General features: G+C 54.1%; 24 protein-coding genes. 9 read left to right on the top strand and 15 right to left on the bottom strand.

Annotated features, from left to right (window positions below; genetic code table 11):
- Positions 1-1,232: 1,232 nt before the first annotated feature.
- From ACYOEI_RS06725 to ACYOEI_RS06715, 3 genes are all read right to left on the bottom strand, one after another.
- On the bottom strand, positions 1,233-2,150 hold the full coding sequence (locus tag ACYOEI_RS06725) for a hypothetical protein (protein WP_462848596.1): 918 nt from the start codon (positions 2,148-2,150) through the stop codon (positions 1,233-1,235).
- A gap of 140 nt (positions 2,151-2,290) precedes the next feature.
- Positions 2,291-2,884 carry a hypothetical protein gene (locus ACYOEI_RS06720; protein WP_462848595.1) on the bottom strand — a complete coding sequence of 198 codons (594 nt, stop codon included), beginning with the start codon at positions 2,882-2,884 and terminating at the stop codon, positions 2,291-2,293.
- An 18-nt stretch (positions 2,885-2,902) separates the two neighbouring features.
- Entirely contained in the window at positions 2,903-4,240 is a 1,338-nt protein-coding gene (locus ACYOEI_RS06715) for a hypothetical protein (RefSeq protein ID WP_462848594.1), read from the bottom strand.
- Positions 4,241-4,626: 386 nt separating this feature from the next.
- Here ACYOEI_RS06715 and ACYOEI_RS06710 point away from each other — a divergent pair, with 386 nt between their 5' ends.
- The 3 genes from ACYOEI_RS06710 to ACYOEI_RS06700 all read left to right on the top strand — a co-directional run bounded on the left by ACYOEI_RS06710 (position 4,627) and on the right by ACYOEI_RS06700 (position 7,930).
- Positions 4,627-5,955 (top strand): hypothetical protein, encoded by a 1,329-nt coding sequence (locus tag ACYOEI_RS06710; RefSeq protein WP_462848593.1) that lies wholly within the window; start codon positions 4,627-4,629, stop codon positions 5,953-5,955.
- A 665-nt stretch (positions 5,956-6,620) separates the two neighbouring features.
- Positions 6,621-7,118: an HNH endonuclease gene (locus ACYOEI_RS06705; protein ID WP_462848592.1), complete on the top strand. Its 498-nt coding sequence runs from the start codon at positions 6,621-6,623 to the stop codon at positions 7,116-7,118.
- A 128-nt stretch (positions 7,119-7,246) separates the two neighbouring features.
- On the top strand, positions 7,247-7,930 hold the full coding sequence (locus ACYOEI_RS06700; protein ID WP_462848591.1) for a recombinase family protein: 684 nt from the start codon (positions 7,247-7,249) through the stop codon (positions 7,928-7,930).
- A gap of 273 nt (positions 7,931-8,203) precedes the next feature.
- Here ACYOEI_RS06700 and ACYOEI_RS06695 read toward each other — a convergent pair whose 3' ends face one another.
- The 4 genes from ACYOEI_RS06695 to ACYOEI_RS06680 form a co-directional block, all read right to left on the bottom strand.
- Entirely contained in the window at positions 8,204-8,782 is a 579-nt protein-coding gene (locus ACYOEI_RS06695) for a hypothetical protein (RefSeq protein ID WP_462848590.1), read from the bottom strand.
- Positions 8,783-8,978: 196 nt separating this feature from the next.
- On the bottom strand, positions 8,979-9,506 hold the full coding sequence (locus tag ACYOEI_RS06690; protein ID WP_462848589.1) for a hypothetical protein: 528 nt from the start codon (positions 9,504-9,506) through the stop codon (positions 8,979-8,981).
- 781 nt (positions 9,507-10,287) lie between these two features.
- A complete protein-coding gene (locus tag ACYOEI_RS06685) occupies positions 10,288-13,104 on the bottom strand; it encodes a phage/plasmid primase, P4 family (protein ID WP_462848588.1) in 2,817 nt (938 codons plus the stop codon).
- A 338-nt stretch (positions 13,105-13,442) separates the two neighbouring features.
- Positions 13,443-13,655 (bottom strand): helix-turn-helix transcriptional regulator, encoded by a 213-nt coding sequence (locus tag ACYOEI_RS06680; RefSeq protein ID WP_462848587.1) that lies wholly within the window; start codon positions 13,653-13,655, stop codon positions 13,443-13,445.
- 364 nt (positions 13,656-14,019) lie between these two features.
- Here ACYOEI_RS06680 and ACYOEI_RS06675 point away from each other — a divergent pair, with 364 nt between their 5' ends.
- From ACYOEI_RS06675 to ACYOEI_RS06665, 3 genes are all read left to right on the top strand, one after another.
- The gene (locus tag ACYOEI_RS06675; RefSeq protein ID WP_462848585.1) at positions 14,020-14,388 is read left to right on the top strand and encodes a hypothetical protein; all 369 of its coding nucleotides are present in this window, start codon (positions 14,020-14,022) and stop codon (positions 14,386-14,388) included.
- A 63-nt stretch (positions 14,389-14,451) separates the two neighbouring features.
- Positions 14,452-14,778: a hypothetical protein gene (locus tag ACYOEI_RS06670; RefSeq protein ID WP_462848584.1), complete on the top strand. Its 327-nt coding sequence runs from the start codon at positions 14,452-14,454 to the stop codon at positions 14,776-14,778.
- A 427-nt stretch (positions 14,779-15,205) separates the two neighbouring features.
- Positions 15,206-15,454: a hypothetical protein gene (locus tag ACYOEI_RS06665; RefSeq protein WP_462848583.1), complete on the top strand. Its 249-nt coding sequence runs from the start codon at positions 15,206-15,208 to the stop codon at positions 15,452-15,454.
- Between the two features lie 93 nt (positions 15,455-15,547).
- Here ACYOEI_RS06665 and ACYOEI_RS06660 read toward each other — a convergent pair whose 3' ends face one another.
- On the bottom strand, positions 15,548-16,324 hold the full coding sequence (locus ACYOEI_RS06660) for a hypothetical protein (RefSeq protein WP_462848581.1): 777 nt from the start codon (positions 16,322-16,324) through the stop codon (positions 15,548-15,550).
- A 101-nt stretch (positions 16,325-16,425) separates the two neighbouring features.
- Here ACYOEI_RS06660 and ACYOEI_RS06655 point away from each other — a divergent pair, with 101 nt between their 5' ends.
- Positions 16,426-16,923 carry a putative PDDEXK endonuclease gene (locus ACYOEI_RS06655; protein WP_462848580.1) on the top strand — a complete coding sequence of 166 codons (498 nt, stop codon included), beginning with the start codon at positions 16,426-16,428 and terminating at the stop codon, positions 16,921-16,923.
- 4 nt (positions 16,924-16,927) lie between these two features.
- Here ACYOEI_RS06655 and ACYOEI_RS06650 read toward each other — a convergent pair whose 3' ends face one another.
- The 3 genes from ACYOEI_RS06650 to ACYOEI_RS06640 form a co-directional block, all read right to left on the bottom strand.
- Positions 16,928-17,971, bottom strand: coding sequence for a PIN domain-containing protein (locus tag ACYOEI_RS06650; RefSeq protein ID WP_462848579.1), 1,044 nt, complete (start codon positions 17,969-17,971; stop codon positions 16,928-16,930).
- Between the two features lie 85 nt (positions 17,972-18,056).
- On the bottom strand, positions 18,057-18,842 hold the full coding sequence (locus ACYOEI_RS06645) for a DNA-methyltransferase (RefSeq protein WP_462848578.1): 786 nt from the start codon (positions 18,840-18,842) through the stop codon (positions 18,057-18,059).
- 69 nt (positions 18,843-18,911) lie between these two features.
- Positions 18,912-19,697: a hypothetical protein gene (locus ACYOEI_RS06640; RefSeq protein ID WP_462848577.1), complete on the bottom strand. Its 786-nt coding sequence runs from the start codon at positions 19,695-19,697 to the stop codon at positions 18,912-18,914.
- A gap of 276 nt (positions 19,698-19,973) precedes the next feature.
- On the opposite strand from ACYOEI_RS06640, the gene ACYOEI_RS06635 reads away from it, so the two are divergent.
- Positions 19,974-20,858 carry a hypothetical protein gene (locus ACYOEI_RS06635; RefSeq protein ID WP_462848576.1) on the top strand — a complete coding sequence of 295 codons (885 nt, stop codon included), beginning with the start codon at positions 19,974-19,976 and terminating at the stop codon, positions 20,856-20,858.
- 16 nt (positions 20,859-20,874) lie between these two features.
- Here ACYOEI_RS06635 and ACYOEI_RS06630 read toward each other — a convergent pair whose 3' ends face one another.
- The 3 genes from ACYOEI_RS06630 to ACYOEI_RS06620 all read right to left on the bottom strand — a co-directional run bounded on the left by ACYOEI_RS06630 (position 20,875) and on the right by ACYOEI_RS06620 (position 22,877).
- The gene (locus ACYOEI_RS06630) at positions 20,875-21,807 is read right to left on the bottom strand and encodes a M61 family metallopeptidase (protein WP_462848575.1); all 933 of its coding nucleotides are present in this window, start codon (positions 21,805-21,807) and stop codon (positions 20,875-20,877) included.
- A gap of 268 nt (positions 21,808-22,075) precedes the next feature.
- Positions 22,076-22,549, bottom strand: coding sequence for a type II toxin-antitoxin system RatA family toxin (locus ACYOEI_RS06625; RefSeq protein ID WP_462848574.1), 474 nt, complete (start codon positions 22,547-22,549; stop codon positions 22,076-22,078).
- A gap of 109 nt (positions 22,550-22,658) precedes the next feature.
- On the bottom strand, positions 22,659-22,877 hold the full coding sequence (locus tag ACYOEI_RS06620; protein WP_462848573.1) for a hypothetical protein: 219 nt from the start codon (positions 22,875-22,877) through the stop codon (positions 22,659-22,661).
- Positions 22,878-23,184: 307 nt separating this feature from the next.
- On the opposite strand from ACYOEI_RS06620, the gene ACYOEI_RS06615 reads away from it, so the two are divergent.
- On the top strand, positions 23,185-24,384 hold the full coding sequence (locus ACYOEI_RS06615) for a hypothetical protein (protein ID WP_462848572.1): 1,200 nt from the start codon (positions 23,185-23,187) through the stop codon (positions 24,382-24,384).
- Here ACYOEI_RS06615 and ACYOEI_RS06610 read toward each other — a convergent pair.
- Positions 24,338-24,820 (bottom strand): DUF2127 domain-containing protein, encoded by a 483-nt coding sequence (locus ACYOEI_RS06610; protein ID WP_462848571.1) that lies wholly within the window; start codon positions 24,818-24,820, stop codon positions 24,338-24,340. The genes ACYOEI_RS06615 and ACYOEI_RS06610 overlap by 47 nt on opposite strands.
- Between the last annotated feature and the right edge of the window lie 89 nt (positions 24,821-24,909).

The following is a 24,909-nucleotide window of genomic DNA, read 5'->3' as shown; positions in this document are numbered from 1 at the left end:
TTCCCTGGCTTCCTGCATTTCCGGTCGAACCGGGATTACCCTGAGGACCGGTCGGGACGGCTGCAATTGCCGTTTGCAGGTCAGAGATCGTGCCAGCGGTCAAATTGGCGAAGACGAGGTCTCCTGGAACCAGAGGGACGTCAGCAGTTCCCTCGAGCGCTCCAGTGATGGTCAGGACGTTGCCTGATAGACCCGAACAGGAAAGGATGGAAAGCGGTGTTCGACCTCGGAAGGTCGAGATGCGGATTGGGAAAGTGCCAGCGAAACTCGACCCATCGACTAGGACGAGGCTGCCAGAGTTGGGAGTATATGCCTGGCTAACTGAGCCCTGGGCGTTGTTTCGTGGAAAATACATAATGTATTTAGGTGAGTATCCCTAGAAACCCAAACGGTCAGACTGGAGGGATAGTTCGGCAAAGAAACGGAAACGTCCGATGCTTTGCATAGTAGCAGTGTTTGTACGTGTAGAGATGTTCGTTCCGTGCCCTAATGACCAACTTGTCAGCCGAAAATAGCTGTGAAGCCAGGATCGAGAAGCAGGAATCAATGCCGATGAATCCAGAAGCTCGCTTCAAGACCTCCACAGCCTCTCGCAAAGTCGTCCGATTCGACAAGTCGACCAAGTTAGAGTCAGAAGGAACTGGATCATTCCCTTGATTGACGACCACGCCCTTGAGGTCACGCTTCCTGAGCAGGCTAAGAAGATTTTCCCAATCCAATGGCTGGAAGTCTCTGACCATCCTGTGTGAGGGACGATTGACAGGGGTGTATGCCTGTACGAATACGTACTTCTCTGGCAATTGCAGATGGTCGATACTCGCCAACCTGGTTTTCAGGAAACTCGACCCATTGAACGTGTTGGCAAACGACTGGTCACAGAATTTATGCAGGATCGACCAATCCTCGACCTCGGTCGGGAGTTTACGACCTGAGAGTTTCTCAGCATGTCCCTTGTGAATGATTGCAAAGACCTCTGCGAAGTCAGTCCAAACTTGTTCGTGACCAACTAGGTTGGGATAGTTCGGGAGCGACGACCAGAGATCGATCATCTCTGGAGAGCAACGGCAACCCCAGTATATTTTGGATAGACGTGACCGCTGAGATTCTGTGAGGTTGCTTTCGAGGGCAAAAATGTCGCCAATTCCGCCTGTCAGTAGGATTTGCAAACTAAAATACCTCCGTGGTACGCACGGAGGTATTTAGTATATTTACTGCTCGAATCCCAATAGAGATTAGGTGCTGACTAGGATTGAACCGTGAGTCTTCCTGATAATGGCTTTGCCGTAGCAAAGGCTCATATGGACCTTCACACCCTGACTATCTGGGTCGTTCCACATCTGAATCTTGACCGGGATATTCGGCTTAGGATAGACGATGGTCTCCTTGATTACTGAATTCGCGAGGGATGGTTCGACACCAGTCCTCATCGCAATCGCATACCTGTGGAAATGCAAAGCAGTGTAGGCACCAGAGGTGACAGGGAACTGCTGGTCGTATTTCAACTGGGTGTTGAACTGCGGCAAAATGGTCGCACGCTGTTGGACAGACTCAGCGGCATTGTCGCCGACAATACTCTGCTGGTAGAAAGACGTATCGTTCAGCATATTGCTATACGGAACGTGGTTGGTTATGAAGAACAAGTTTTCCAAGTCTTCCACGGGGACACCTGCACCGGCAAGATTCGCCCAGGACTCGCTCAGGTGGGTCCTAGTAAAGACGTCCGCCCCACCAGTGATCGAGGTATAGCCGTTGAAATTTCCAGTCGTGACCAAGGACACAACGTCAAGGTTTGTCGCACGAATTAGCGATTCGAGGCGAGCATCAACGAACATCTCTCTAAGGTCGGACGGAGTACGCACCTGGTCGAAGCTCTTGATGACGTACGATGTCGACTGCTTGGTGTCGAAGACAATCGGAAAAGTGTCATGGTCGGTATAGGACGGAGAGATCGAACCAGAGCCAATATTTGAGACTGTGCTGGTGTCAACCTTGGGGACATTGACGTTTAAAGTGCTACCGATGGTAGCGTAGTTTGGATGCAACTGAGTGTAGACCGAATCCAACATCGCCGACTTGTATTTAAGGGCGGATGCAGCATCGGTCGCTGCCGCCACTAGGGTTTCAAAAAGCCCAGTTATATTATTTGCCACAATTTTTACCTACATTGAATTACTCTTTCTTATCGTCGGACTTGTTTGCCCTCCTGGGTAACCAAGGACTGTGACCTCACGGTCGACTGCGCCTCACGGCAATACTTATCTGGAATCTTTCAGGCACTGATATATATGATCTATTGCAAGATTTTTAGCGTGCCATTTTTGCTGGCTTCCCTGACTTTTGCGTGATTATCCCTCATCCACAGATAGTCACCGAGTTGCTCCTCGGTTGCACGCAAGGAACCCACAGACTCCGTCGAACCTCTGCTGTAGCCTGGACCAGGATGTAAAGCCACAGGTGCAAGTGTCTCGTCTTCGGCAACCACGTAGGGGCGTTCCTTTACCTGCGCCTCGATCAATTCCTTGATCTTTGCCCTATCCGGCTCCTCTCCCTCTGCGTGGTAATCCGACAACTTGAACAAGTCGTTCAGTGCCTCGGGCTTGACCTTCAGTGACTTGGCGATTTCGTCGAATGCGGAGCGATGTGCCTGCGTCCGTAACTTGCTCTTGAGGGCTTCCAACTCGACCTTAGCCTCGTCTGGAGGAGCCGACTTGAGGTCGTGCAATTCTCTGATCGCCTTGGCATGCTCAGCGTTGACCTTCTCGAGGTCAGCCTTGAGGCTTTCAACTTCCTTCGCTAATTCCTTGGAGGCTCGCTTTCTTCGCTGAGTCTCGGCATAAAGCTTTGCCTTTTCCTCCTGCATACTTTTCAATAGTTCTTCACTCATAGTCACCTTTCAGCTAATTTATTCGGATTCAACGAAATCAGTCGACTCCGACTGATCTTCTCCGCCTGTGGTCGACACAGGGGGCGTAATGATTGCTGCTTCTGGTCCGAGGATGGTCGCCTCATCCAGTTGGTCCTGCTCGACCTGCTTGAGATGAGCCAGGGCGTCTTCCCGCGACATGGAATACCGCCTCATCAGGATTTGGACTCTGCTGGTCAGTTGGTTGGCAAGGTCCCAATCGTCTTCCCTGTTTCTCGACTCACCGTCTGTGAAGAGGGGCTGCCAACGAACGTTGAGGTCGAATTCCCTCAGAGCCGTCTCTAGGTCGGGATTCGGGACTTTGTGGTTTGCAAGGTGCGATGTCGCGACCTGGAGAACCAGACGGGCGAGGTCACGCTCGTAATGGGCGAAGGATGGCTGTCGGCTTTGTGCCCACATCAAAAGGGGCAACTGCTCTGCCTTGATCGACTCACCACTACGGGCAGCCGAAGCGATAAACCTGACCGCGCTCTGAGGTACGCCCATCGTCTCGAGTGTGTGGTTGACCAGATTTTCGATGTCGTCCCAGGCGGCTTTCACGAATGCCAAATCCGCCTCGAGGAAACCGATCTCTGGGGGAGCGTTCTTGTCAAAAGTGTCCGCTGACGCTGCCAATTGGATAAATTCGCCGGGCAGATGAGGAGCCTTTGGTGACCATCCAGCAATCGTGTTCTTCGAATAACCGATCGGGGCACCGATATACCTGACTTGGTCGGCAAGCTGGGTCAATCGAGTGTTTATATTGTCGTTGATTTCTGCGAGCAGGCATCCAGGGCTCTCTGTCCAGAATTTGACGCTGGGATAGTCCCAGTGGACGAAGGAGAACGGGATTATGCCTGTCTCTCTCTGAGCGGTTTTGACCCGATAGGGGTTCGGTATCGTACTCATGAGGCGAGGCGCTGTTCCGCCAGAGGTCTGACCAGGTGCCAGCTTGTCCGTTATATAGGTTCGCACCTCGTCGACCGTCCAGAGTGTGTATCTCCGCTGGCAATCATACGAATCAATCGTCGCGACGGCTGCGGGATTCAAAGGGTCATCCGGATCCGTCCACACCGCAAACTGACTGCTATCCCAGAGATGGATTTTGATCGGTGTCGTCGGATTTGGTGATCCTGAGACCTGAAAAGCGGCGACTTGTGCGACCGTACTTAGGCGATCGGCAGCCTGCCACTTGGCAAACATTGCCTGGTCTTTATAGACGTTCTCAAGCCACGCCGTTGCAACAGGGTGTCCAAGGATTGTGCGGGTCGGGCTTGTCTTGTATAGGTCTTTGGTTAGTTGGCGAACTATAAAGTTGAAAATATAGCTCGATCGCATCGAATGGTGATCATCGTACCTGTCTGGAGGAAGCCGGTACCTGTATTCCTCGAAATTTCCCTCGTAATAGCACAGATTTTCCCTAGACTTTTCGAGTCGACAGATTTCGTTCCGCAAACCGCCGAGGACTTCCGATTCCACTCTTTTCAGATCGATTGCCATAACGGTATGTATGAGTTTGGTTCGAAAAACTCATACATACCGTTATGTCCACAGAATCCCTCGCCCAATTGATTGCCGACTGCTGGCAAAAGCCAACGCCTAGGACTGCAAATCGCTGGAAAGAGAATGTCCGAGAGCTTTTAACTGTCCACTGCGTTGATAATCCAGTCTTGTTTAATGCCGCAGTGCTTGGTCGACCTCCGTTTTGGTCGAAACAGGTCGAAATGTCCCGACTGGTCGTCGACAACGATGTCGCCGTAGTGTGCAGTGGCAATGCGCTAGGTAAGAGCTACTTCATATCCAGTTTATTTTTGTGGTATATATACTCTCGCCCATATTCAGTTGTGGTTTCAACTTCGCCTGTCTTCTCTCAACTAACTGGCGTTCTTTGGGAAAACATTCGATCCGCGTACAAGAATTCCCGCATACCTTTGGGTGGGGCGATTTGCGGTCCTAAAGCCTCGCCGCAACTCCTGCACGTCGCTGACGGCTGGTATGGGATTGGGATCGCCACGACCTCGACTGAGAAGATTTCTGGCTATCGTTCCTCGAAGGGCAAGACCCTTGTCCTGGTCGACGAGGCATCAGCATTGACCTCGGAGATTGCCGAGGGCTTGTTCAGCCTGAATGCCGAGAAGCAGGTCTATATTGGAAACCCCCTCCGAAGCGACGGAGTTTTTCTTGACCTCTGGAACAAGGCTCAAAGGGGAGAAAAAGGTTTTGGCAGTCTGAAGGTTTCCTCGCTCGAATCGCCAGACATTGACCTCTGGCAATCTCCGAGAGGCTTGGCTTGCCAGTCCTGGCTCTCGACCAATCGCTCGATGTGGGGTGAGGGAACAGCCTGGTGGCAAAGTCACGTTCTTGGGGAATTTCCGAGCGCTAACTCAGAGACCCTCATCCCCCGAACCTGGCTCGATCTCTGTGAGGTCGATCATTACCCCAGGAAACCTGGCAACGGCACCGTACGACTCGCCGTGGACCTTTCAGGGGGCAAAGGAGGCGATAATTCGGTGATCCTGGTCAGGGATGACAACGGAATCCTGGATATCCGCTATTCGAAGACCTGGGATTTCGAGCAAGCCGCATCGGAAGTCGCCAGAGCACAGGAGCAGTGGGCGGTACGATCCTCCGATATCGCCTTCGACCAGGGAGGGCTCGGTCACGACTTTGCGAACCGTCTGTTGCGGTACGGGATCGCTGGTTGTCAGGAGTACGTGGGCTCGAAAAGCGGTTCTGGACCGAGCGGTAAGCGTTTCGCAAACCTCCGCACGTTCGCCGCTCACAAGATGTCCCGACGACTCGACCCAAACCGCATCCTGGGTCCTGCTCCCCCTGCCGAGGAACCTGGCAAGCCCGCCCTGGAACCGCCGAAGCTTACCCAATTCAGGATCGGTCGCGATCACCTCGCCCTGCTCCGGAATCAGTTGCAGTCTCTCTCTTTGAAAAATGACATCGGCGAACGGGTCAGACTTGAAGCCAAAGATGAGACCAAGAAACGACTTGGGTGCAGCCCAGACTTCGCCGACGCAATGATTATTTCCTATGCTTTTTGAAAGGACAGAATGAGAATCATCCTAGACCCCGACCAGGTAACCATGATCGCCTCGGCTGCTGCCAAACTCGGTTCAGTGACCAACGTGATTTCGGCACGGTTGCTGGTGCCTCTATCCGCCTATCCAGCTTTGGCAGCCCAAACAGAGCGGGAGGTAATCAAGGTCAGGCTAGACCTGGAGGTAGTGCCCGACCCTGACCTGATTGGAAGCGGTGGATTGCTGGAGACCGTGTAGAAGTAGACAAACCCCTGCGGGAATCACGACCCCCAGGGGCAGTCTCTCGTTATTCTGAGAAAGCTTTCTCATCAATGGCGCTGACATTCTATCTATGGTCGCAGGGCTCTTTTTTGACCTAGGCTTGCGGTCAGAGGGCACTTTTTTATACGATATGGGGTAGATCGCACCGCCCAATCCATCCACACGTGTAAATTCAGTAACGGTGTAGATATGCACACAGCATCATATTAATTAAACGCGATACGTTCATTGCATCAAGCATTAGCACGTCGCGACGTGTTCGTATTCACTTCTTCTTGTGGCTACGTCTGCCCCTTCTCTTTCGACCACTCGTCCACGCACTAATACGTCTACGATTGCCGATGCGTGACTTAGTCACGGTGTCGACTGCATCCACCCAATGCCAGTGACTAGGTGGCTGGGATTGCATGGTTGCATTTACATGGTATAATACGACATGCAAGGAGGTGGCTATGAGACAGTGTTTCGAGTGCGGTCTGCCCGCAGAGCATGACCACCACGTGATCCCGAGGGTTTACGGGGGTACCCATACGGTGCCGTTGTGCGTTGAGTGCCACGGTATGGTACACGATCGTAAGGCGATGGCTGTGTCGTCCCTGACCAGGGAGGGGATAGCCAGGGCTAAGGCTCGGGGCGTACGCATGGGCTCTCACCTAGTAGGCTGCCACCTAACCGACGATGATCGTGCCAAGGGGCGAGTGAAGGGCAATCGGATACAGGCTAAGGATGCGGTTGCCGCCTACGCCCACCTATGCCCTACGATCGCTCGCTTGCATGGTGAGGGCATTTCACTAAGGGCAATCGCTGACAGGCTCAATAGCGAAGGTCACAGGACTCGCAATGGGGCTCTTTGGTCATCTTGCCAGGTGCATAGGGTGTTGCTGCGTCTTTCGCAGGTAAACTGAATGGTCACAGGACAAAGTCTGCCATAGTGGCAGGTGAGGAATTGTTGATTACAGACCTTGAATGCTCCTTCGCAGTGTGTAAAATGACCTGTAATAGAGGTGTACAAGCCCCTTGTCGGAGTCGAAACATGCAAGCCTGCCGCTTAATCGCCTACTATCGAGTTTCCACAGACAAGCAGGGACGCTCCAAACTCGGGCTGGAAGCCCAGCAAGCCGCAGTTGAAGCCTATAGGGCTTCCAATGGCTGCGTCGTCCTGGAGTCGTACCAGGAAGTCGAGACGGGCAAGCGTGGCGACCGACCCGAATTGGCGAAGGCTCTCGCCCATGCCAAGCGAGCGAAGGCGACCCTTGTGTTTGCCAAGCTCGACCGTCTGTTCAGGAATACTCGGCTGTTGCTGACCTTGGTGGATTCGGGAGCCGAGGTCGTATTCTGCGACTTCCCCACGATCCCCAAGGGAGCCCAGGGACGGTTCTTCCTCACGCAGATGGCTGCCGTTGCGGAACTAGAGGCGGGATTGACCAGTGAACGAACGAAGGCTGCCCTAGCGGCGTACAAGGCTCGAGGGGGAATCCTCGGCAAGCCAGAGAACATGACTCCCGAAGCTCAGCGGAAGGGCGGCAAAGTGAGGCAGGACGACGCAATCAAGGCATACGCCCTGATTACCCCCCGAATCCTCAAGATGAAAGGCGAGGGGCAGACCATGAAAGGAATCGCCGATACCCTCAACTCTGAAGGTCATGTGACCAGGAACGGTGCCAAGTGGTCGACCGTCCAAGTCTACCGGATCCTCGAGAGAGCTATGGCGAAGTGATCGGACTTCGTTGATATAAAGATTTGATCGCATAAACGCCCACCGATTTCTTGGTGGGCGTTGCTGCTTCTATAGATGTTCGTTTATTCATTGGACATAAAGACGTGTCGATATTTGGGCTATTTATCCATCAAAGAATGTAAATGTGAGCCAAACTAACGCATAAACGAATATTTTGCATAAACATATGAAAATATTTTTTGGCGGTTCAGTTTAGTCTCTGCATTTTGCCTAGATTCTGCGACCAACTAGCTTTGGAAGGTCAATTAGACCTTAAGACGGCTCCTCGGTCAATGGTTCTTGGGGTACGACTTCTACGTCGATGACCTCGGGAGCAGGTAGCATGGTTGCCTCTCGGATAATTGCCTCGGCTTGCACGATTAGGGAGTCTTTCGCAGAGACCTCTTCGAGGTCGAGTTTGCCTGAGAATCTGCCTTCTGGTCGGGAGAACTCTTTCGGGTAGCGTCGTTCCAGCCAGGTCATGCTTGCGACCCATGCTCCCCACCCAGCCTTACCCTCAGCCTTCTGTCGGATGTTCTCGACGTGCCACTTATGGTCGATTGCCTCGGCTTGCTCCACCTGCAAGAAGAACTCGTCTATCGTTGGGTTGACCTCTCGGCGGGATTCCCAATACGACCAGAGCGGGTGGCTGATCTTGCAGAGCTTCCTGGCTAGCTCGATTGGGCAGCCTGACCTGACGTGCCCTAGGAACTCTTCCCGCATCTTGTGAGTGAAGCAGGAGAACGGTCTGCCTGCCCCTGGCTTGCGTCCTGTGGCGATGGTCGGGCTTGGTGATCGGGATATGCCTGGCTTGCGTCCAGCCTCAAGTCGGGCAATCTGCTTCGCCGTCATTTCCTTCTTGGGTTTTGGCTGTGGCGTCTGGTCCTGGGGCTGCTCTGGGGTCTGGTCATTTTCCATATAGGTATGTATGAGGTCGCGGCGAAACACAAACACCCTGGCTTGCGACAGGGTGTTTATGCTAGTGTCATTCGTGTTTTGGAATTCCGAATTCCGTAGTATCTATTGTCTTCGCTTCAGAATATTGCCTTTAGCCTTCAATGTCCTCGAGTTGTTCGAGGGCACATTCCCAGGGCTTCTTGGAAATTATCCATTTGGCGACCTTATGGGCTCTGAGGAGAGGCATGTTTGGTTCGACGTAGATTTGGAGGCACGGTCTATTGCCTCGTCTATAGGCGTCGACCTTGAAGCCTTCTGGAGCGGCACCGTCGCGTCTCCAATAGTCACCGACTGAGACGTACCACTCGGGGTATCCAGCGTCTTCCAGGGCTTCTCTGATTCGGTCGAAGAGGAGAGTCGTGGCAGTCCTCTTCGGAAGTTTGCCCAGGGCTTTCAGTTTCCGTCTAGCAAACTTTTCCATCTGGTCCTGGTCTGTTGGATCCTCGAAAACCCAGGTGTCATAAGTAAGTTCTATCCGTTCTTCTAAGTCGGTGAACTCGACCGTTGCCTTGACCTCATCAATCTGGAAGAGGGTCATCTGCCTGAGTTTGATCAGGTCTTTTTTGATGGTCATTATAATCAGATCGCAAATCTTGCTCACTGCGTCAGGGGCTTCCATTGTGCCAGGTCGTAATTGCAGCCAACTGGTTCGGCGATACGGCAGGGTGGGTGGGCAACCTCTGAGGACTCTGACGTAGGGATTGCCTGCGAATGTTTCATCGTTGATCAGGTCGTACATTGCGACGTAGGCTCTGGCGAAGTGGTCGAACAGATAACGCATCTGGTGCGGGGGAGTCGTCAGGGTGAATCTGATTTTATGTGAGGTCGGTTTCTGAATATCGTCCACGGTGGTCCTTTGGATATGTGCCTGACTTATATAGTCGGTTCCTCTGCGAACCGGTTGTTTTCGTGACTAAAAATCGTTGGGTTGGGTCTTGGGTCGAGGGCTGCTCTGTCTACGTATAAGAGTATAACAAAATGTGGATTGGATGTCAAGCGGAATGGGCACGGTTGGCAGGTAGTTGTGCATCATGCCTAGCCCCCCAGCAGAGCGGGATAGATTGGAGGTTCTGAGTCGGCATCTGAGGGGTGTCCAGGGTGTCCAGGGTGTCCAGGGTTATCAGTCCACAACTTAGTTCAGTTTATTTTGTATATATTATAATACGATATAATCTATACTTTTAACTTTCTTCTAAAATACCCTGGACACCCTGGACAGAAGATAAAAAACCTATAAAACAAGGACTTAGCTGAGGCTTGGATCCAGGACAAGTCTCAGGACAAGCCTCAGGACAAGAGCCTGGACAGACTCCGAGGGGAAGACAAGCATGATGAACAACAATCATAAGGAGCCGGTGTCCAGGCTCTTATGCTTCAAAATGTCCGTATCTAGCCCAGGATCACTCTGCCCATCCAGAGGTCGTTGAAGGCAGGGATATACCCTGCGAAATGAGATAGGTTCGGTGCGAATTCTTCAACCGAATACCTCTATAGACTTGCTTTCGCTCTCCACCGATACGCATCCTTGTCGTGTGATCGATTTGGCTATTGACGGCTGCCAATTTTATGGACAGTTGATTCTTTGCGATCTCTCTATGCCCGTTCTGGGCGAGCCACAGAGAAGCAGCAGAATAAATCGAATCTTTGAGTTCCGAGTATTCTTCACCTACGTCGCAGCATTCCTCGACGAACGCATGATAGGGCGAAGACGCATTGTCGAAGATTTGCTTGAAGTACGATCCGCTTTTCGGGGCGGATAGCTTACCACGTTCTCGCAAGAGCCGAAGTCCCTCGAGTGCCCAGTTGAGGATTCCTGGTAGTTCGAGGTCTAGTTTCGCCTCGAGCGTGATATCCTCCCGCCCTTCGTAGCTCTGGTGAAACGGAACAACAATAAGTCGTTTGCCAATCGCCATGCTTGAGTCTGGCAGCTTCGGCAATTCGTTGGTGACGATTGTTATCCTTGTATTGAGCTTGACACCCGTAAGAGCTTCCTTGTGTTTGACCTGGATATCAACAGAATCCTCGCCGCTGATTCCTTTTAGCATTTCCAGGCATCGGACAGCGTCTGTCTCCCTGCCCAGGTGAGCGTCGGCAAAGATTCCTGCTAACTTTCCCTGCCAATGGGCGAGCCCGAATCGATCCATCAGGTCGGAAAACTTCGGCGTACAGTAGTTTTCGCTGCCTAGTAGGCGTTGCAATCTGCGAATCAGGACGCCTTTACCGTTCCTTCCCGATCCCGTCAGGATCATGATCTTCTGCTGGCTAGTGTCTGCGACGAGGTTGTATCCGAACCATTGCTGGATAGTCTCGATCGACTCTTGGTCTCCGTCCAGGACATCGTTTACGAACCAGTTCCAGGTCGGGCATTTGGCGTCAGCCTGGAATTCGAAAGGGAGGCAGTTTGCTGACCACCAGTCGGGAGTATGTTCCAGGAGGCAATCCTGCCCATCGAGGTATGAGTCGAGGTCAAGGAGTCCGTTCTTGGTGGCGATGATTCGGTCGGGAGACGGTAGTCCCTTACTCTCGCCCAGCCAGAGTGGCATCTGCTTGACCATGGAAAAGCAGACCGATTCGAGAGCGTCGATAACCTTGTTTACCTTGGTGCTGTCCGGGTTGAACGGTTTTTCGACGAACTTTTCTCCTTCTTTAACGACCCGGCGAGCATCCTCGAGCCAGCCATAGACCGCCGCTCGGATTGCTTTCTCGCCTTGAATCTCGTATCGATCGCCTGTCCAGAGCCACCAGTTGTCGTTCCAGCGTCTCAGCAGGCGTTCACCGTCCTTCGCCCAGAGTTGCCCTACGATCGCTTTCGCGATGTGGACCGGCTCCTTCTCCGATACGACGGTCCCGTGTTGGGGAGTCTTTATCGACTTCCCCGGGGTCGAATCGGGAATCTGCCGAGTCGTCTTCGCAATCGATATCGGAGCGACAGGGTCGACAGGAACCTGCTTGGATAGCCAAGCGGCATGATCAGCGAGCCGTTTTGCCTGCTCCCCGTACCCCTTCGACTGGAGGGCCTTGTTCGACTCCTGGAAGTCTCCTCCATGTTCTAGGAGGGCGAAGGCAGCAGCCTTCGAGTAGGTTCTTTGTTCGAAAGGTTCAGCCGAAGAGGAGAAGACGTGCAGGCAATTTCCGCAGTGCCCGATGGTCGCCGATGCTCCTTCGGACGTTGCTTTGCCTGGTCTGGTTAGCTTCCCGTTTTCCCAGTCTCCCGAGTTGAGGGTCCAGCCGTGCGGTTCGAGGATTTCGTCCCAGGTTGCACGCAGGTTGAAGTCTCCCCATGGGGTATCGGGGTCGTCCTGCTCTGGCTCCCCTCCGTCTCTCGAGACTTGACGGGGTGGTTTCGGAGCTTTTTCAAATTGGTTGAAAGTCCTTGCGACGTCGAGGAGGGTTTCCCGTTCATCTTCGGAGAGGGTCGGGATCGTGTCAGGCGTACCCTGGATTAGTCGATACGGCTTTCTGAGAGGATGGCACTCGTCTGGTGACCCTGGAGCGACGACAAGCCCTCCCTCGCCTCTGGTTTCGATTAGAACGTTCTCGCCAGACTTGCTTTTCGCCAATGCTTGGCTTCCCTGTATCGTCTCGCAGCGATAAAAGCAATGATGCCCAAAATCCGGTGTTTCGTGAATAGTCAGACGTTTTACGAGCCCTGGGGAGGCTTCTTCGACGAGGGCTGACCATTTCTCGAATAGTCCTTTAGCGTCGAAGTCCAAGACTTCGAGGTTTCCTGACGTCCGACCGCACGGTATGCAGATGCCGAAAGGTCTCTTGAAGCGAAACTTCGGTGACCAGAAGTATTCCAGGTCGGAATCGGAGATTGCTTGCTGTTTCCATTTCCCCCACTTCTGAGTCTTCGGCGGATACTTGCTACCGTCGAGGGCGCAGGGCATGACGTTGAGACCTGCCGCTCGGTATCGCTTGACGATTTCGTAATTTCCCTTCTCCCAGGTATAGGAAAAGTCGGGGTGTCCTCCCTGGTGATGCTCGATTGCGAACCTGATTTTTGAGATATCGTTAGCTATCGGTTCGTTCCCATCGACCTTATACCAGACCAGACCTCGCTCGTGATCGATCGCGAGGATCTCGAATGGCGTCGTTACGTTACCTTCGAAGACTACCCTCTGCCCTGCTTTGAAATTCTGATTGATTCTATTGGAAATATTGCTATAATTATTCATAGATAGTTTGCCATTATTTTTGGTTTCGGCTTGTTGCACGAATCCCGTTGTTAAGAGATCCCCGCAGAGAACCAATCCCTGCGGGGTTTTCGTTTATATACGGTCACTTAACGAAACATGTCCTGCAACCGTTGGATTGACATTGTGCCCTCACCTTCTGCCAGTCCGCCGTAGATCGAATCGACCATGTGGTCAGCTTCTTCTCTGGAGCTACATAAAGCTAGCATCGACTTGATACCAGACATAAGGTCGGCATATACGGCGTATAGGTGAGGAAGATCCGAATCGAAATCGTCCCTCTGCCAGTATACGCGATTCGCGTTACGCAGATTTACCAGCCCGTCGCATGAATCTTCACCAGTTTTAACCCACATATCTCACTTCCTTTCTCTTAGGAAAATCTCAGGGATTGAACAATTAAACAGCCTGCAGGCTGCGACCACATTATCGAGGTCGAAGTCGTACCTGCCCCCTACCCTGCTCGGCTTGATCCTGCCGTTCAAAACGTGGTAATAGAGGGTCGACCTCTTTACGCCGATCTCCTCTGCGACCTTCTGGATAGTCCAGATCTGATCTCTGCTTCTGACCATGTTCTTCCCTCCTTGTTTATCGACTCGCATATTTTAACACATATGTAAAAACTGTCAAATATATTATAGTGTCGACGTTGAGAGAAATTGGATTCAGTGACCATGATTTTTTCGTAGCTAAAAACGACAAGAGCCAGCCCTGGCACACACCAGGCTGGCTCTTTTGTCGGGATATGAGATTCATTCTTCAAAGTTCGAGGTATATAGGATCGTTAGTCACGGAAATTCCGCTTGGTGATTTTGTGTATTTGTGTATACTAATCCTTGTCCTGAGGGAAGGGTTGGGCAGGTGGAGAACCGGATTGCTCCACCTGCCCTTTTAGTCCCCGAACCTGGACAGAACCCTAACCTATGGAGATAGAGTATGTGGATCTATGTTGAGGAAAAGTTGATCAACCTAGAAGGCGTTAAAGAGATCGACTCGGATGCATTTAAGAGTGATCCGTCCCTGGATTGGATTCAAGGAATCGTGTTGGCAGACGGAAAGCCGCTAACGACCCGCCAATCGCCCAACGAAGCCGCGTACATGGTCGCAGGGATTGCAAAGGGGCTGGCTGAAGGAAAACCTTTGGTCGACCTCGACAGACTAGACGACGTGTACTTTGAACGCTATGAAAAAAACAACCTGCTCTGGGATTCTGGAGACGGGCAGGAAGCCTTCGAACCAGTGATCAATGAAGAGCACTGCCCCGTGTGCGTAGAAGAGGCTGTGAAAGCGATGATGACAGTCTGAGATTATTCCAACCAACGCCCTGGTCACAAGCCAGGGCATAACCCTAACCAAAGGAAAAATAGAATGCCAAGCGAGAAGAAAGACAGACTGTATACACACAAAATCAAGGATCGATATTCCGAGGCGACGATTCGAAGTGCCTTCGAATCCAACCCGTGGAAGGCACCTGCTACGATTAAAGCTTTCAGGTGCAACGGACAGAAGGTAGTTATGCTGGATTGTGTCGAGGAATCGGCACTATTTCTTAGGGAAGAAATGCCCGAGGTATACAACGAGGTAGAAGTCCTGGCAGAGTCGGATTGCCCCTGCGTACTCCCGAAAAAGCTTGAGAAGCGATTCTTTCAAGAGATTGGAACGGCGAACCTGCCTTTGATACCTCTCAAAGACTAACTCTCAAGCAAACCGCCCTGGTCTCAAGCTAGGGCAAGCCGAAATCGGAGTGAAAACACTAAATACCAGTATGTCTACAAACAATAAATTCGGGTCGTGGGAATTCTGGGTTCTAGCAGATCAGGTCTTAGAAACGTTACCGGACGGAATTCTTGGTAGGATTCAGTGTCGATGCAAGGCGATACGCCAGGGTCGTGAAGGCATCCGTAAGCAAATCGAAGAATCAAAACGCAAGGAAGAAGAAAAGGAGCACCACTGGAAGGAACTCAGTGCCAAATATCCTCGCCTGTCCCGATTTCTAGACGGTTGGTTCGGCTGAGTATTGAAGTGAAAAAAGAATCGTAGTAACGGGCTCGACTGAGGCTCTGACGTGCGCTACAGTTCTATAGGGGGAAACGACCGACGACCGACCTGAAAGGAAAGCAAGATGAACTCCGAATCTTTCGATGCCTATGCAGCCGAGATCAAGACAATGTGCCGTGAGGCAGGGCTTCCCTTGGACCCTGGAACTTTCGTATTGCTCTCTAATGTGCTTACAAACAAATTGCCCTCTAGGGATGAAATCCGGGTCTGGATTTCCAAGATCAAGTCGAACCCAGAGGCAATCCGGGAGCTTGTCGACCGTCACGGTAGGGCAATGGTCGTCGACTTCCTCGAGGTCGTCGAGACCCTCTAAGATTGATGATCGATCCCCAGAATGAGCAAACCCTCGAGGGAAAGTCTCGAGGGTTTTTACGTTTGTGAAAAGCATGCGACTGAGGCATGGGCTTTAGGGTCGCTTCTCTCGAGGTCGCCACAACCCGAAATATTTCCCGACAAATCTATCATACAGTTCGGGATTGTGTTTTCGCCCAAGCTTGCGGAATTCTCTTCTGTAGCGAGCCAGCTTAGCTTTAAATCGCCTATTCTGATCTCTCTCGGCTTCTTTGGGAGACTCTACTTTTAGTGAAATCCCTGTAACACTCACGTGTTCGTTGATCCGTTCCCACGCTCTCCTCTCGCCACCTTCTGTGATTGCCAGCCCAATCCCACTGGCGGAGATAAAAAGGTCCAGGCTGAGAACGTGGCGATTTCCCAAAATATCCCAGTAAAAGAGTTTGATCGTCTCATTCGTGACGCCTTGCTTCGTCCCTGCGATGGTCTTCCAATGGAGAATGATTTGTCCGTTCAGATTCTTCTTTTCTCCAGGTGCGATTATATTGTATGATTGGCACATAAATTGTGTATGTTTTGATGTTTGGGCAACATCATATTCTAATGGTTTGAAAAACAATTCATCCTCCTCTTTGATGCGGCGATGACTGATATAAAGTGCAGGACCCTTCCCGACGTTTTCGACCTTTCCGATAAGGATTTCTGCCATGTCGCCAGTATCTGTGAATGTCCAGTCCTCGAGAACGAGGATCGGACGGTGAGTTTCCATTATGTTCTTACCATGAAGTCGCCACAATTCTCTTGCGACGAATGCCGAGCATCCTGCTGCGATTGCTGAACAGGTGGAGGCGAATGCTGAAAAGTGTTGGGGGGTTAAGTCAGACCACTTCATTGTTCACTCCGGTCGAGGTCGAGCCTGTTCACCGAAAGTAGTGTACGTCTACGTCGTCACCGTCGTCAACGGATCTTCACGTCGCCAAACTCACTTAGGGTATGGCAAAGATTAACAGTGGGGCGAAGGGCAGACGTGCAGAGTCCGAGGTGTGTCGAATCCTCTCCGATCGATTTGGCAAACCCTTCAACCGCGTGGTCGGATCGGGCAATAGGTGGGCTCAGGTCGAATCCCTGCCAGAGCATGCGAAGAACGCACTACTCGGGGATATCTGCCCGCCAGAGGGCTTCCTCTGGGTTATCGAGGTCAAGTCCGGATACGAGGACAAGATCGACTTTCACAGCCTCTTCGGGGGGAACGGCTGCCGACAGTTAGACGAATTCTTCCGACAGGCACACGACGAGGCAGATCGCTCAGGTCGTAAGCCGTTGATCCTCTATAAGCGTTCAAGACGACCATGGCTGGCGATGGTCAGGGCAGGCGATTTGCCTGCCGAGACCTCGACACGTCTTCACTATGCGGAGTGGGTGATCCTGGGTCTCGATGACCTGCTGAGAGCATCTGACGACCATTTCTTCGGGATGGTCAGGATCGGTTGAAGAGTTATTCTTCCAAAGCAGTCTCTACCATTTGCTGGAACAATTTCCATTCCTGATCGGTTAAAGGTCCCATGCCATCGATGTCCAAACCCACCCTTTTTAAAGCCTCTCGCCACACATAGTATTCAAGCATTGATTGGTGAGAGTCGATCGCTTCTAGGTCGTTGCGGAGTTTAAAATCGAAGTGGCGCAGTAACAAACGTACCTCCATCATCCTGTTTAATCGATCAATCTTGTTGCTGTCTGGGATTGCGATCCAATCTGAGAATGTTCTGAGGAATTTGTTGAATCTGGCTCGCAATAAGGAACGATGGATTTTCTCTTCCTCTTCGCGTTGCAACTCCTCTTGAACTTCTTCCTTCTTTGGTCGGTCGACCCCTTTGCCACTTTTGATGAAATCTATCAGTTCTGCTAAGCTTGTATGTACGATCGAGGGGGGAAAGTTCGAGGTAACATCGTCCGTAAACTTCGGATGTATTGTCTTGTGCGAGTCTTTCGTCTCAAGTGCCATTCCGGAGTCTTCCGTGCAAAAGAGTAGGTCAGCTGCTTTTTCTGCAAAGTAGTCTCTGAGAGACTCAATGATGAAAGAGTCGTTATCTTGCAAATCTTTGATCGTTCCTGAAATCACCCGTTTTTTGGTTCGTAATGCGATCGATTCATCAAATGGTATGTGATCAATGATCTCGGACTGCATGGTTAATCTGACTTCGGCAATTCGTCTGTAAGCATTTTCTTTCCATCTCGATCCCCAAGCTTTTGTTTCCTCGATGAGGTCGGTGGTGATACTTTGGCATTCGTTCCAGCCGACGTCGATCTTCTTGATTGCTTCAGTGACCCTGCTCGTTACCGCAGACAGGCTATCGAGCATCTCCTTTACTTTTTTCTCGAATTCCAAGAGCACTACCTCTGGCACGACCATTTTGACCTTGTTGCTCGCGACGCACTCCTTCAATTCGTTCCAATGTTTCTCCTCGCAACCTTCCTTTCCTTGGGTGACAAAGCGATAGAGAATATTCGTGTCAAGGACGACGTATCGAGCCCGTGTCATCGGTCTTCCTTCCTCTATTGGTCGTTAGCGACCCTTCGAGGATATCGATGCCACGTCGAGACTTCAACAGAACCGCGGTTCGACCCTAGATCTTCGCCAGATAGGCTTCCCGAGCAAGCCGCAAACGCTCGACCGCATGGTCATGGTAGGGCTCGTGAACCTCGATCCCGAGGTACCTCCTGTGCTGGAGGAGGGCTTGCTCGCAGGTCGTGCCCGACCCCGAGAACGGGTCGAGGACAATGTCACCGACTCGGGAGTACGAGCGAATGAGGTCGCGGGCTAGACCCGCATTCATACGTGCAGGGTGTGGCGACCTCGTCTGGTGGTTTCGGTAAACCCAGACTGAGTTCCGATACCCGAATTCCTTCGTGACGACCGTTCTGAGCTTTCGGTCGAGACCGTCCTTGCCTCGCATCCGCCAGGTCACGGTCTGCCCTGCCGAACCGTTCCGTCGATCCTTCAGCTTGTTGAAGCAACGTTGCCTGGAGCCTTTAAAGAACACGAAAACCTCGGGAGGGCTCTTTCCATATGCGTTGGCGTTGAAGCAACGTCCCATCCCGTAGGACGGCGTCACGATCCTCTGCCTCAAGCCGAACCCTGCCTCTTGGAAGAAGAGAGCCTGGCGGAGGCAATTGCCCGACTCTCGACCGTCGACTACGCCGTCCTGAGTCTGCCAACAGACGGTGCCACCTGGAACGGTCACACGCCAGAGTTCAGCGATGATTGCCTCCCAGACGTCTTGTGACCATTCATGCCCTCCGTAGACAAAGACGTCGTCGTAAGGACACGAGGTCACGGTCAGGTGAACCGACTCGGCGGGCAGGGTTTTCAACACGTCTTGGCTGTCGCCAAGGATCATCTGGTCGCGCATGTTGGCTCTCCGTTACGAAAAAACCCCGAGACGACCTCGGGGTAAGGTTGAGTGCTGGGTTAGTTGACGTCAGACGGCGACGGCTGAGAAGGTCGGGAGCGTTGCGGTCGGCAGGATGTCCGTAGAAGACTTCGCCGTGTCCCTCAGCCGATCCAGGTGGCTCTCGATCTCGGCAAGCAAGTCCTCGTCCGTCTCGCCCAGGGGAGTACCGTCTTTAATCTCCTCGAGGAGACGGACGACCTGGAGGAGACGAGTCTCCGTTGTCTCGGGATCGACCTCGAGTCGAGGTTCGGGTTTTGTCGTCCGTCGCTCCCCCCGACTCGAACCCTTATGGTCGGGCTCGACCTCCTCCTCCTGCTCCGTCTCCTCGAGCACCGTACCCTCGAAGTGACTCAGAGCAGGTGGCTCCTCCGTCTTCGTTGGTGCCTGAGCCTGCTCGATCGTGACCTCGGGAGCGGCGACCTTGGAGGGCTTTCGAGCAACCCCAGCAATGACCTTGGCGGTTGCCCCGTCGATCCCCTGCAAGTCGTCCAGTGAGGAGAAGGTCTCGGCAATCTTCATGCACGCATACATGGTAGGAAGGGAGACGTCCTGAGCCTGAGCCCACTTCGTCCAGCCACCAGATTTCTTTAGCTTGGCATTGATCAGATTCAACGCCCTGCCCACCAGCCAGAGTTGCTGAGCCGTCTTCCTGGCGAAGAACGCTCCCATGTTGAGATGCGTCTGGATGTAAGACCCAAGGTGCTCGACCGTCCACCGACCCGAAGGCAGGTCGAGTTCTCCTGTGAGGTCGACGTCTGCGGGCTCTGCCTGGATCAACTCCCACTTGCCGCCTGTCGCGTCGAGGTCGTGCATCCGTCCGACTCCTTGGGACGGGCAGGCGTTTTAGTGGCACGCACCTTCGACATCAGGTCACGAAAATCCTTCCGAGTCTGATCTCGAGGAGCGTTTACCGACCGCTCCAGGATCGCCAGGATTTGTCGCTCTAGGTCGTTGGCGTCCACCGTACCCACCCGTCAAGCGAGGTCTTGGTTTGAGACCCACGTTTGGGTCTCGACGCCGCTTGAGGGCTCGTGCGGGATTTGCTAGGTTCGGTGAATCTATGGACGCAAGTCTTTCGGAGGCGACGTGATGGGTCGAAAGAAGGTCGAGACCCGCCGAGAGAAAATAACGGCAGTGGAACGAAATCTGCTTGGCACGGTGGTAAAAGTTAAATTCGACCGCAAATGGCACCCTGTCACCAAAGTCACAACCGACGCCGCTGGCTTCTTGGTCTCTGTCCAAGTACGGGGTCTGAGGGGCGAAATCCTCGTCCCGCCTGAGGTCGAGCGTCCGCCCACCCCTCCTGTCGTGACTCCCCCATCGGTGCCTCCACCAGAGCCCCGTTCGCACCGACCTGACCCTCGCCCATTACGCCCCCCTACCGTCCACCATGACCTGCCTGAGGCTCCCCCAGAGATCTATTTCGGACCACCTGGCGACGACGACGTCGGAGACATCCCTCCAGACGACTGGGACGATGATGACCTCGAAGACGACTGGGACGATAACGAGGATGAACCTGAGGATTGCCTTGACGAGGAGCCAGACGAGTACAGAGCCTCCCTCCTCTCTGCCATCAACAAATCTCTCAACGGTGAAAAACAGGCGGAGCCAACCCTAGAAGAGCGGCTCCAGAGTTTCGCTGAACTTTGGTACGTGCATCCAGCCATGCTGGATTATGTCCAAGGTCTCGACCAAAGGGAGAAGAAGGTTGTCGATGTATTTTTGGAATCAATTAACTATTCAAAGAAAGTTATGATGTTTAAAAAGTTTGGTGGAGATTCGCCCCTGTCGAATGGGGATTCTCAATTTGGCAAGCTCGACTGGGTCAAGATGCTGACGGTCGAGGATGCTCGCCTCGTTGGGGAACGGATTCGAGCGATCGAAGGTGAGGATAGGGGGAGGGAGGATGTGCAGGCAATTTTCAGGACCAGACTGATCTTCCTAGACTGGCTCGAAAGTATCCGTAAGTGACTATTCACAAAGGGATTCAGGCAGCTATAGTGAACGAAAGTAACTTAGTGGGTATCCCATTTCTTTGAAAATATTCATGCGAGACAAGATCGAGCCAGGCCAGGTAATCTTGCCGGCGCCGGGTCGCCCAGCGGCTGGTCATCAATACGGTCGAATTCCGGTGCTCGAGGCCCCCGCCGGCCTCGGTCAGGAGGTTGAAGAAGACGTAGTGGTCGTACGGCAGCTCGCCCCAGAACGCCTTCTGCGTCCGGACGATCGTCTCCACGTCCTTGGCCGAGCGAGGGCCGTCCCAGACGCCTCCGCCCCCTTCGTTGACGAGCCGATGCTTCTTGCCGTCGACCTCGAACTCGAAGACCTCGGGATTGCCGGCGTAGATCGGCGAGTCGACCAGGACGTCGAAGTCGGCCGCGACGTAATGATGGGGCGTCCCGCCAGGCGCCTCAGGGAGTCCGGTGATCGACTTGAGCCAGCCTGGGGGCAGGACGAGGGTGACTTCGTGTGGCCTCGGCGCCGAGCCTGCCGGAGTCAGGAACGTCCCCGCGCCGTTGAGCAGGGCGAACGAGGCGTCGATCCAGTTCGTCTGCACGCCCATCTCGCGACCATAGATCCGGTACGTCACGACGATCGACGCCGTGCCTCCGGTCTCAACACGCCAGCGGTTCTTCCGGACTTTCTCCCAGGCCAGGGCCTTCGACTCCGGCGAGCGTGCACCGAAGTTTTCAAGATGTCGAGCATATTCGCGGACGAGGTACGACCCGGGCGTCCAGACCGGCATCATCAGCTCAACCTGGGGATGTCCGTCGGTGGGGATGGTGGCATCGACCTCGACGTAGTGCGTCTTCGGCGCCGGGAATCGGAGGGTATACCGAATCGGCTCAATCGCGTGGGCGTTCGGGGCGAGCATGGTGCAACCAAGAAGGAGAACGGCGAAGAGGAGACGATGGGGCATCGGGACCTCGGGCTCGATTCGACAGGGTCGTGAACTGGCAAGGGCTGGGGAGCGCCGGGTTCATGATACCGGCCGAAATCCGTGCGGGAAGAGGCTGCGCAGTGAGCCGACACGCTGCTCAGGTCGAGAGATCCTCGATTCTTCGCGTTGAGAATCACTCGCTTCCGCTTCCGGCTTATAAAGAATCATTCCGAGGATGCCGTCGAGTGGATGCAATCCGAGAGTGATCCGCTGCTGAGGATGTGGACAGGCCTACTGACGCATAAAGCTATCGATCGGCCGCGTGGGCCGCCAGGATCCCGTGCGTCTCAACGGCTTCCTTCAAGGCTCTCAAGCGTGCGCGGGTGTCTCGAGCGAAGGCCCGTGCGAGGATTGGGGTCAGGAGCCAGGATAACCCGTTCGGGCGGGCTCGCAGGTTGTAACGAAAACCGACTCGCGTCCTCCCGGGCGTGATCTCCTCGAACCGCCACGAACCCGCGAAGCGCTCGAGGAACCAGGGGCCGCTCGTCATCCTCACGGCTGTGGCCCGAGGTGGATTGAAGGAGACATATTCCGTTTCCATCGCCCACCCGCTACGAGATACGCACAGGGCGCGGACCCCAACGCCAGCCTCGCGGGGGTTGCCCACGAGGGTCGCGGATTTCAGGAATGGATCCCATTCCAAGCGCCTGCCGTAGTCCTGAGTGAGGCGGAACAACTCGGCGGGTTCGGCGTCGATCAGAATGGACTCGTCGAACAACATGACCTGGTCCTCCGCCGCCCCGGTCGACTTGACCCGTGGTGCTTTGGTTTCGGTCCGAGTGATGAAGACAGGTGGCCCTCCCTTTGAGAAGGGAGGGCCGCCTCAGATCTCAACGAAGCGTCTTCGCGGTCTCGGCGAGGGCCCGGATCTCGGACTTCAAATAGAGCGAAACCGTCCTGCGGCTCAGGTTCATGCGGTGCAACAACTCGCGAAGCTCCGTGTCGCTGATCCCAAGCAGGGCACGGGCCTCGGCCCGAGAGATCCACCCTGCCCCGGCTTCGAGCTCGGCTGCGTCATTTCGCCGGTCAACACGTCGGTTGCTGCTCATGTTCGTCTTCCTTTCCGTTTCGGAGGAAACGAAGGACCACCTCCAGGCGACCGGCGCGCACGAGTGGCGCCGGTTCCTGGTGCGGTTCTTTGAGCAGGCTTCCCGATCGTTACCTCATGGGATTCCCGTCCTTCGGGGCTCGCGTTACGTCAGACCCGACAAGACTTCTGGTCGGACTCACGCGAATTTGGGACGATCCGCTTGAAGGACTTCGTCGATCCAGGGCCGAGATTCTCGAGTTTTGTCGGATCGGTTGGATCCTCAAGCCGAAATGGGCCCTCTCACCGGTTGATTATGGGAGTTGGAGGTGTTTCCGTTCAAGTCGATGCCCTGGAAGAAACCCGAATCCCCCGCCGAGGCGATCCACTCCACGCCGGGTAGCATGACGTTGTCCGAGATGCGGGATCGCTTGCTGTGCTACGATTCGCTCGTGTCAGGTCCGTGCCATCCCGATCCCGATACGCACGGTGAATTGCGGAGCCAGTATTGGTCGTCAGAACGCGAACCGAGGGGTGATATTCCGGATCGTCGAAGACGGAGCGAACTCAAGCAGGCGCAAGAAGCCGAGGAGGTGAAGATCCATGCCGCGGATCAATGGGCACTCACCCTGGAGCTTTTCCCGGCCTCTCAACCGGTTGTCCTGTGGAACTCGCCCGCCATCGGCGATCGTCTCACGTTTTGGTGGTGCCTGGATGCCATCCAGACCCACGGCATCGATCGCCGCCGCTTCTGGGTGGCCGACGTGACCCCTCGGCTTATCTACGGAGAACGCGTCACCGCCCAGGCGGACTGGGTCCTCCGCATGACCTTCCGAGCCATCGAACCTTTGGGGCGTCGACGACTTCAACGTGGGGCGTCGCTCTGGCGTCGGTTCGCGGACGCCTCGCCCGAGGCCCTCGAGCACTTCCGGCGTCGCGCGTCGGCAGATGATTCCGATAAGGCTGTGATCACAAAACTGTATCAATGGGGATTGCCGAGGGTTTTCCGTACAGCTCCTTCAATTCGCAGGCTCTCCGAATTCGACGAGCTTCTTCTCGCATCCCTCACCGAGGACGAATGGGTCCGGCCCGTCGATATCGTGTTGAAGTGCGAAAAGGATCCCGCCTTGACCATCCTGAACCGTCGATATGGAGATCGCCTTTTTGCCTACCGACTTCATCAATGGGCCATGCATCGACCCGAAGTCCCGGCGCTCGATCGCGAATTCGATCCCTACGCGCCGAACCGAGGTATGGAGTTCGCCTACACGTTGACCGAGCGGGGAAGACGACTCCTCGAAACTGGTTTTGAAGACGCGGAGGATGTCCCCCCCTTTTTACATCGGCGGAGTCCAGGCCTATTCGGAACGGCCGAGTTGGGTCCGATCCATCGACGGCGAGTCCTGGCGCGTCGAGAGATGGCAGGGATGACCTCGCGAAATGTACCGAGCCACCTTGCCGGGCTCGCATCGCCCCGATTCCTCACCCAGTCGCCTCGCGACGAGCGCGACGCTCTTCGCGAAGCTTGACGATCAGATAGACGAGGATCGCGATGTTGATGATCAGCACGCCGATCCGAATCGGGCTGACCTTCTCGACGATCTCGTAGATCTCGAGGGGCAGCAGCAACGCCGTGGCGATGACGGTCAAGTACCCCGCCCACTCCTTGCGGAAGAACAGGCCCGCCCCCTCGACGGATTCGAGCACCGCATAGAAGAACGTCCCCGCGCCGATCGCCTTCAGGTGGGCCTGGTCGAGTCCCGTAACATTGGCGATGGCGACGTGGATGAGCCGGTTCTCCGGATCGAGATGGAGCCTCGTCACGAAGTGCTCGAGCGCCGCCCCCAGGTCGGTGTGCTGGAGCCGAAAAATCCCAAACCCGGCCGCCGCGAGCAGGAACGCCCCGGCCAGCTTGAGGATACCAATCAGCCGGAATCCCTTGGTCGTTGCCTGGGGCGGTTTCAAAGCCGATTCCTTTGGGAATGGGAGAATTTGGCCGGGGACATTTTAGCCACGGATGGAACACGGATTGAACACGGATGGGGGAGGATATA

The organism is Singulisphaera rosea, from assembly GCF_054877945.1.
Note: the sequence above shows the minus strand (reverse complement) of the source record. Positions and strands in the feature narration are given on the sequence as shown.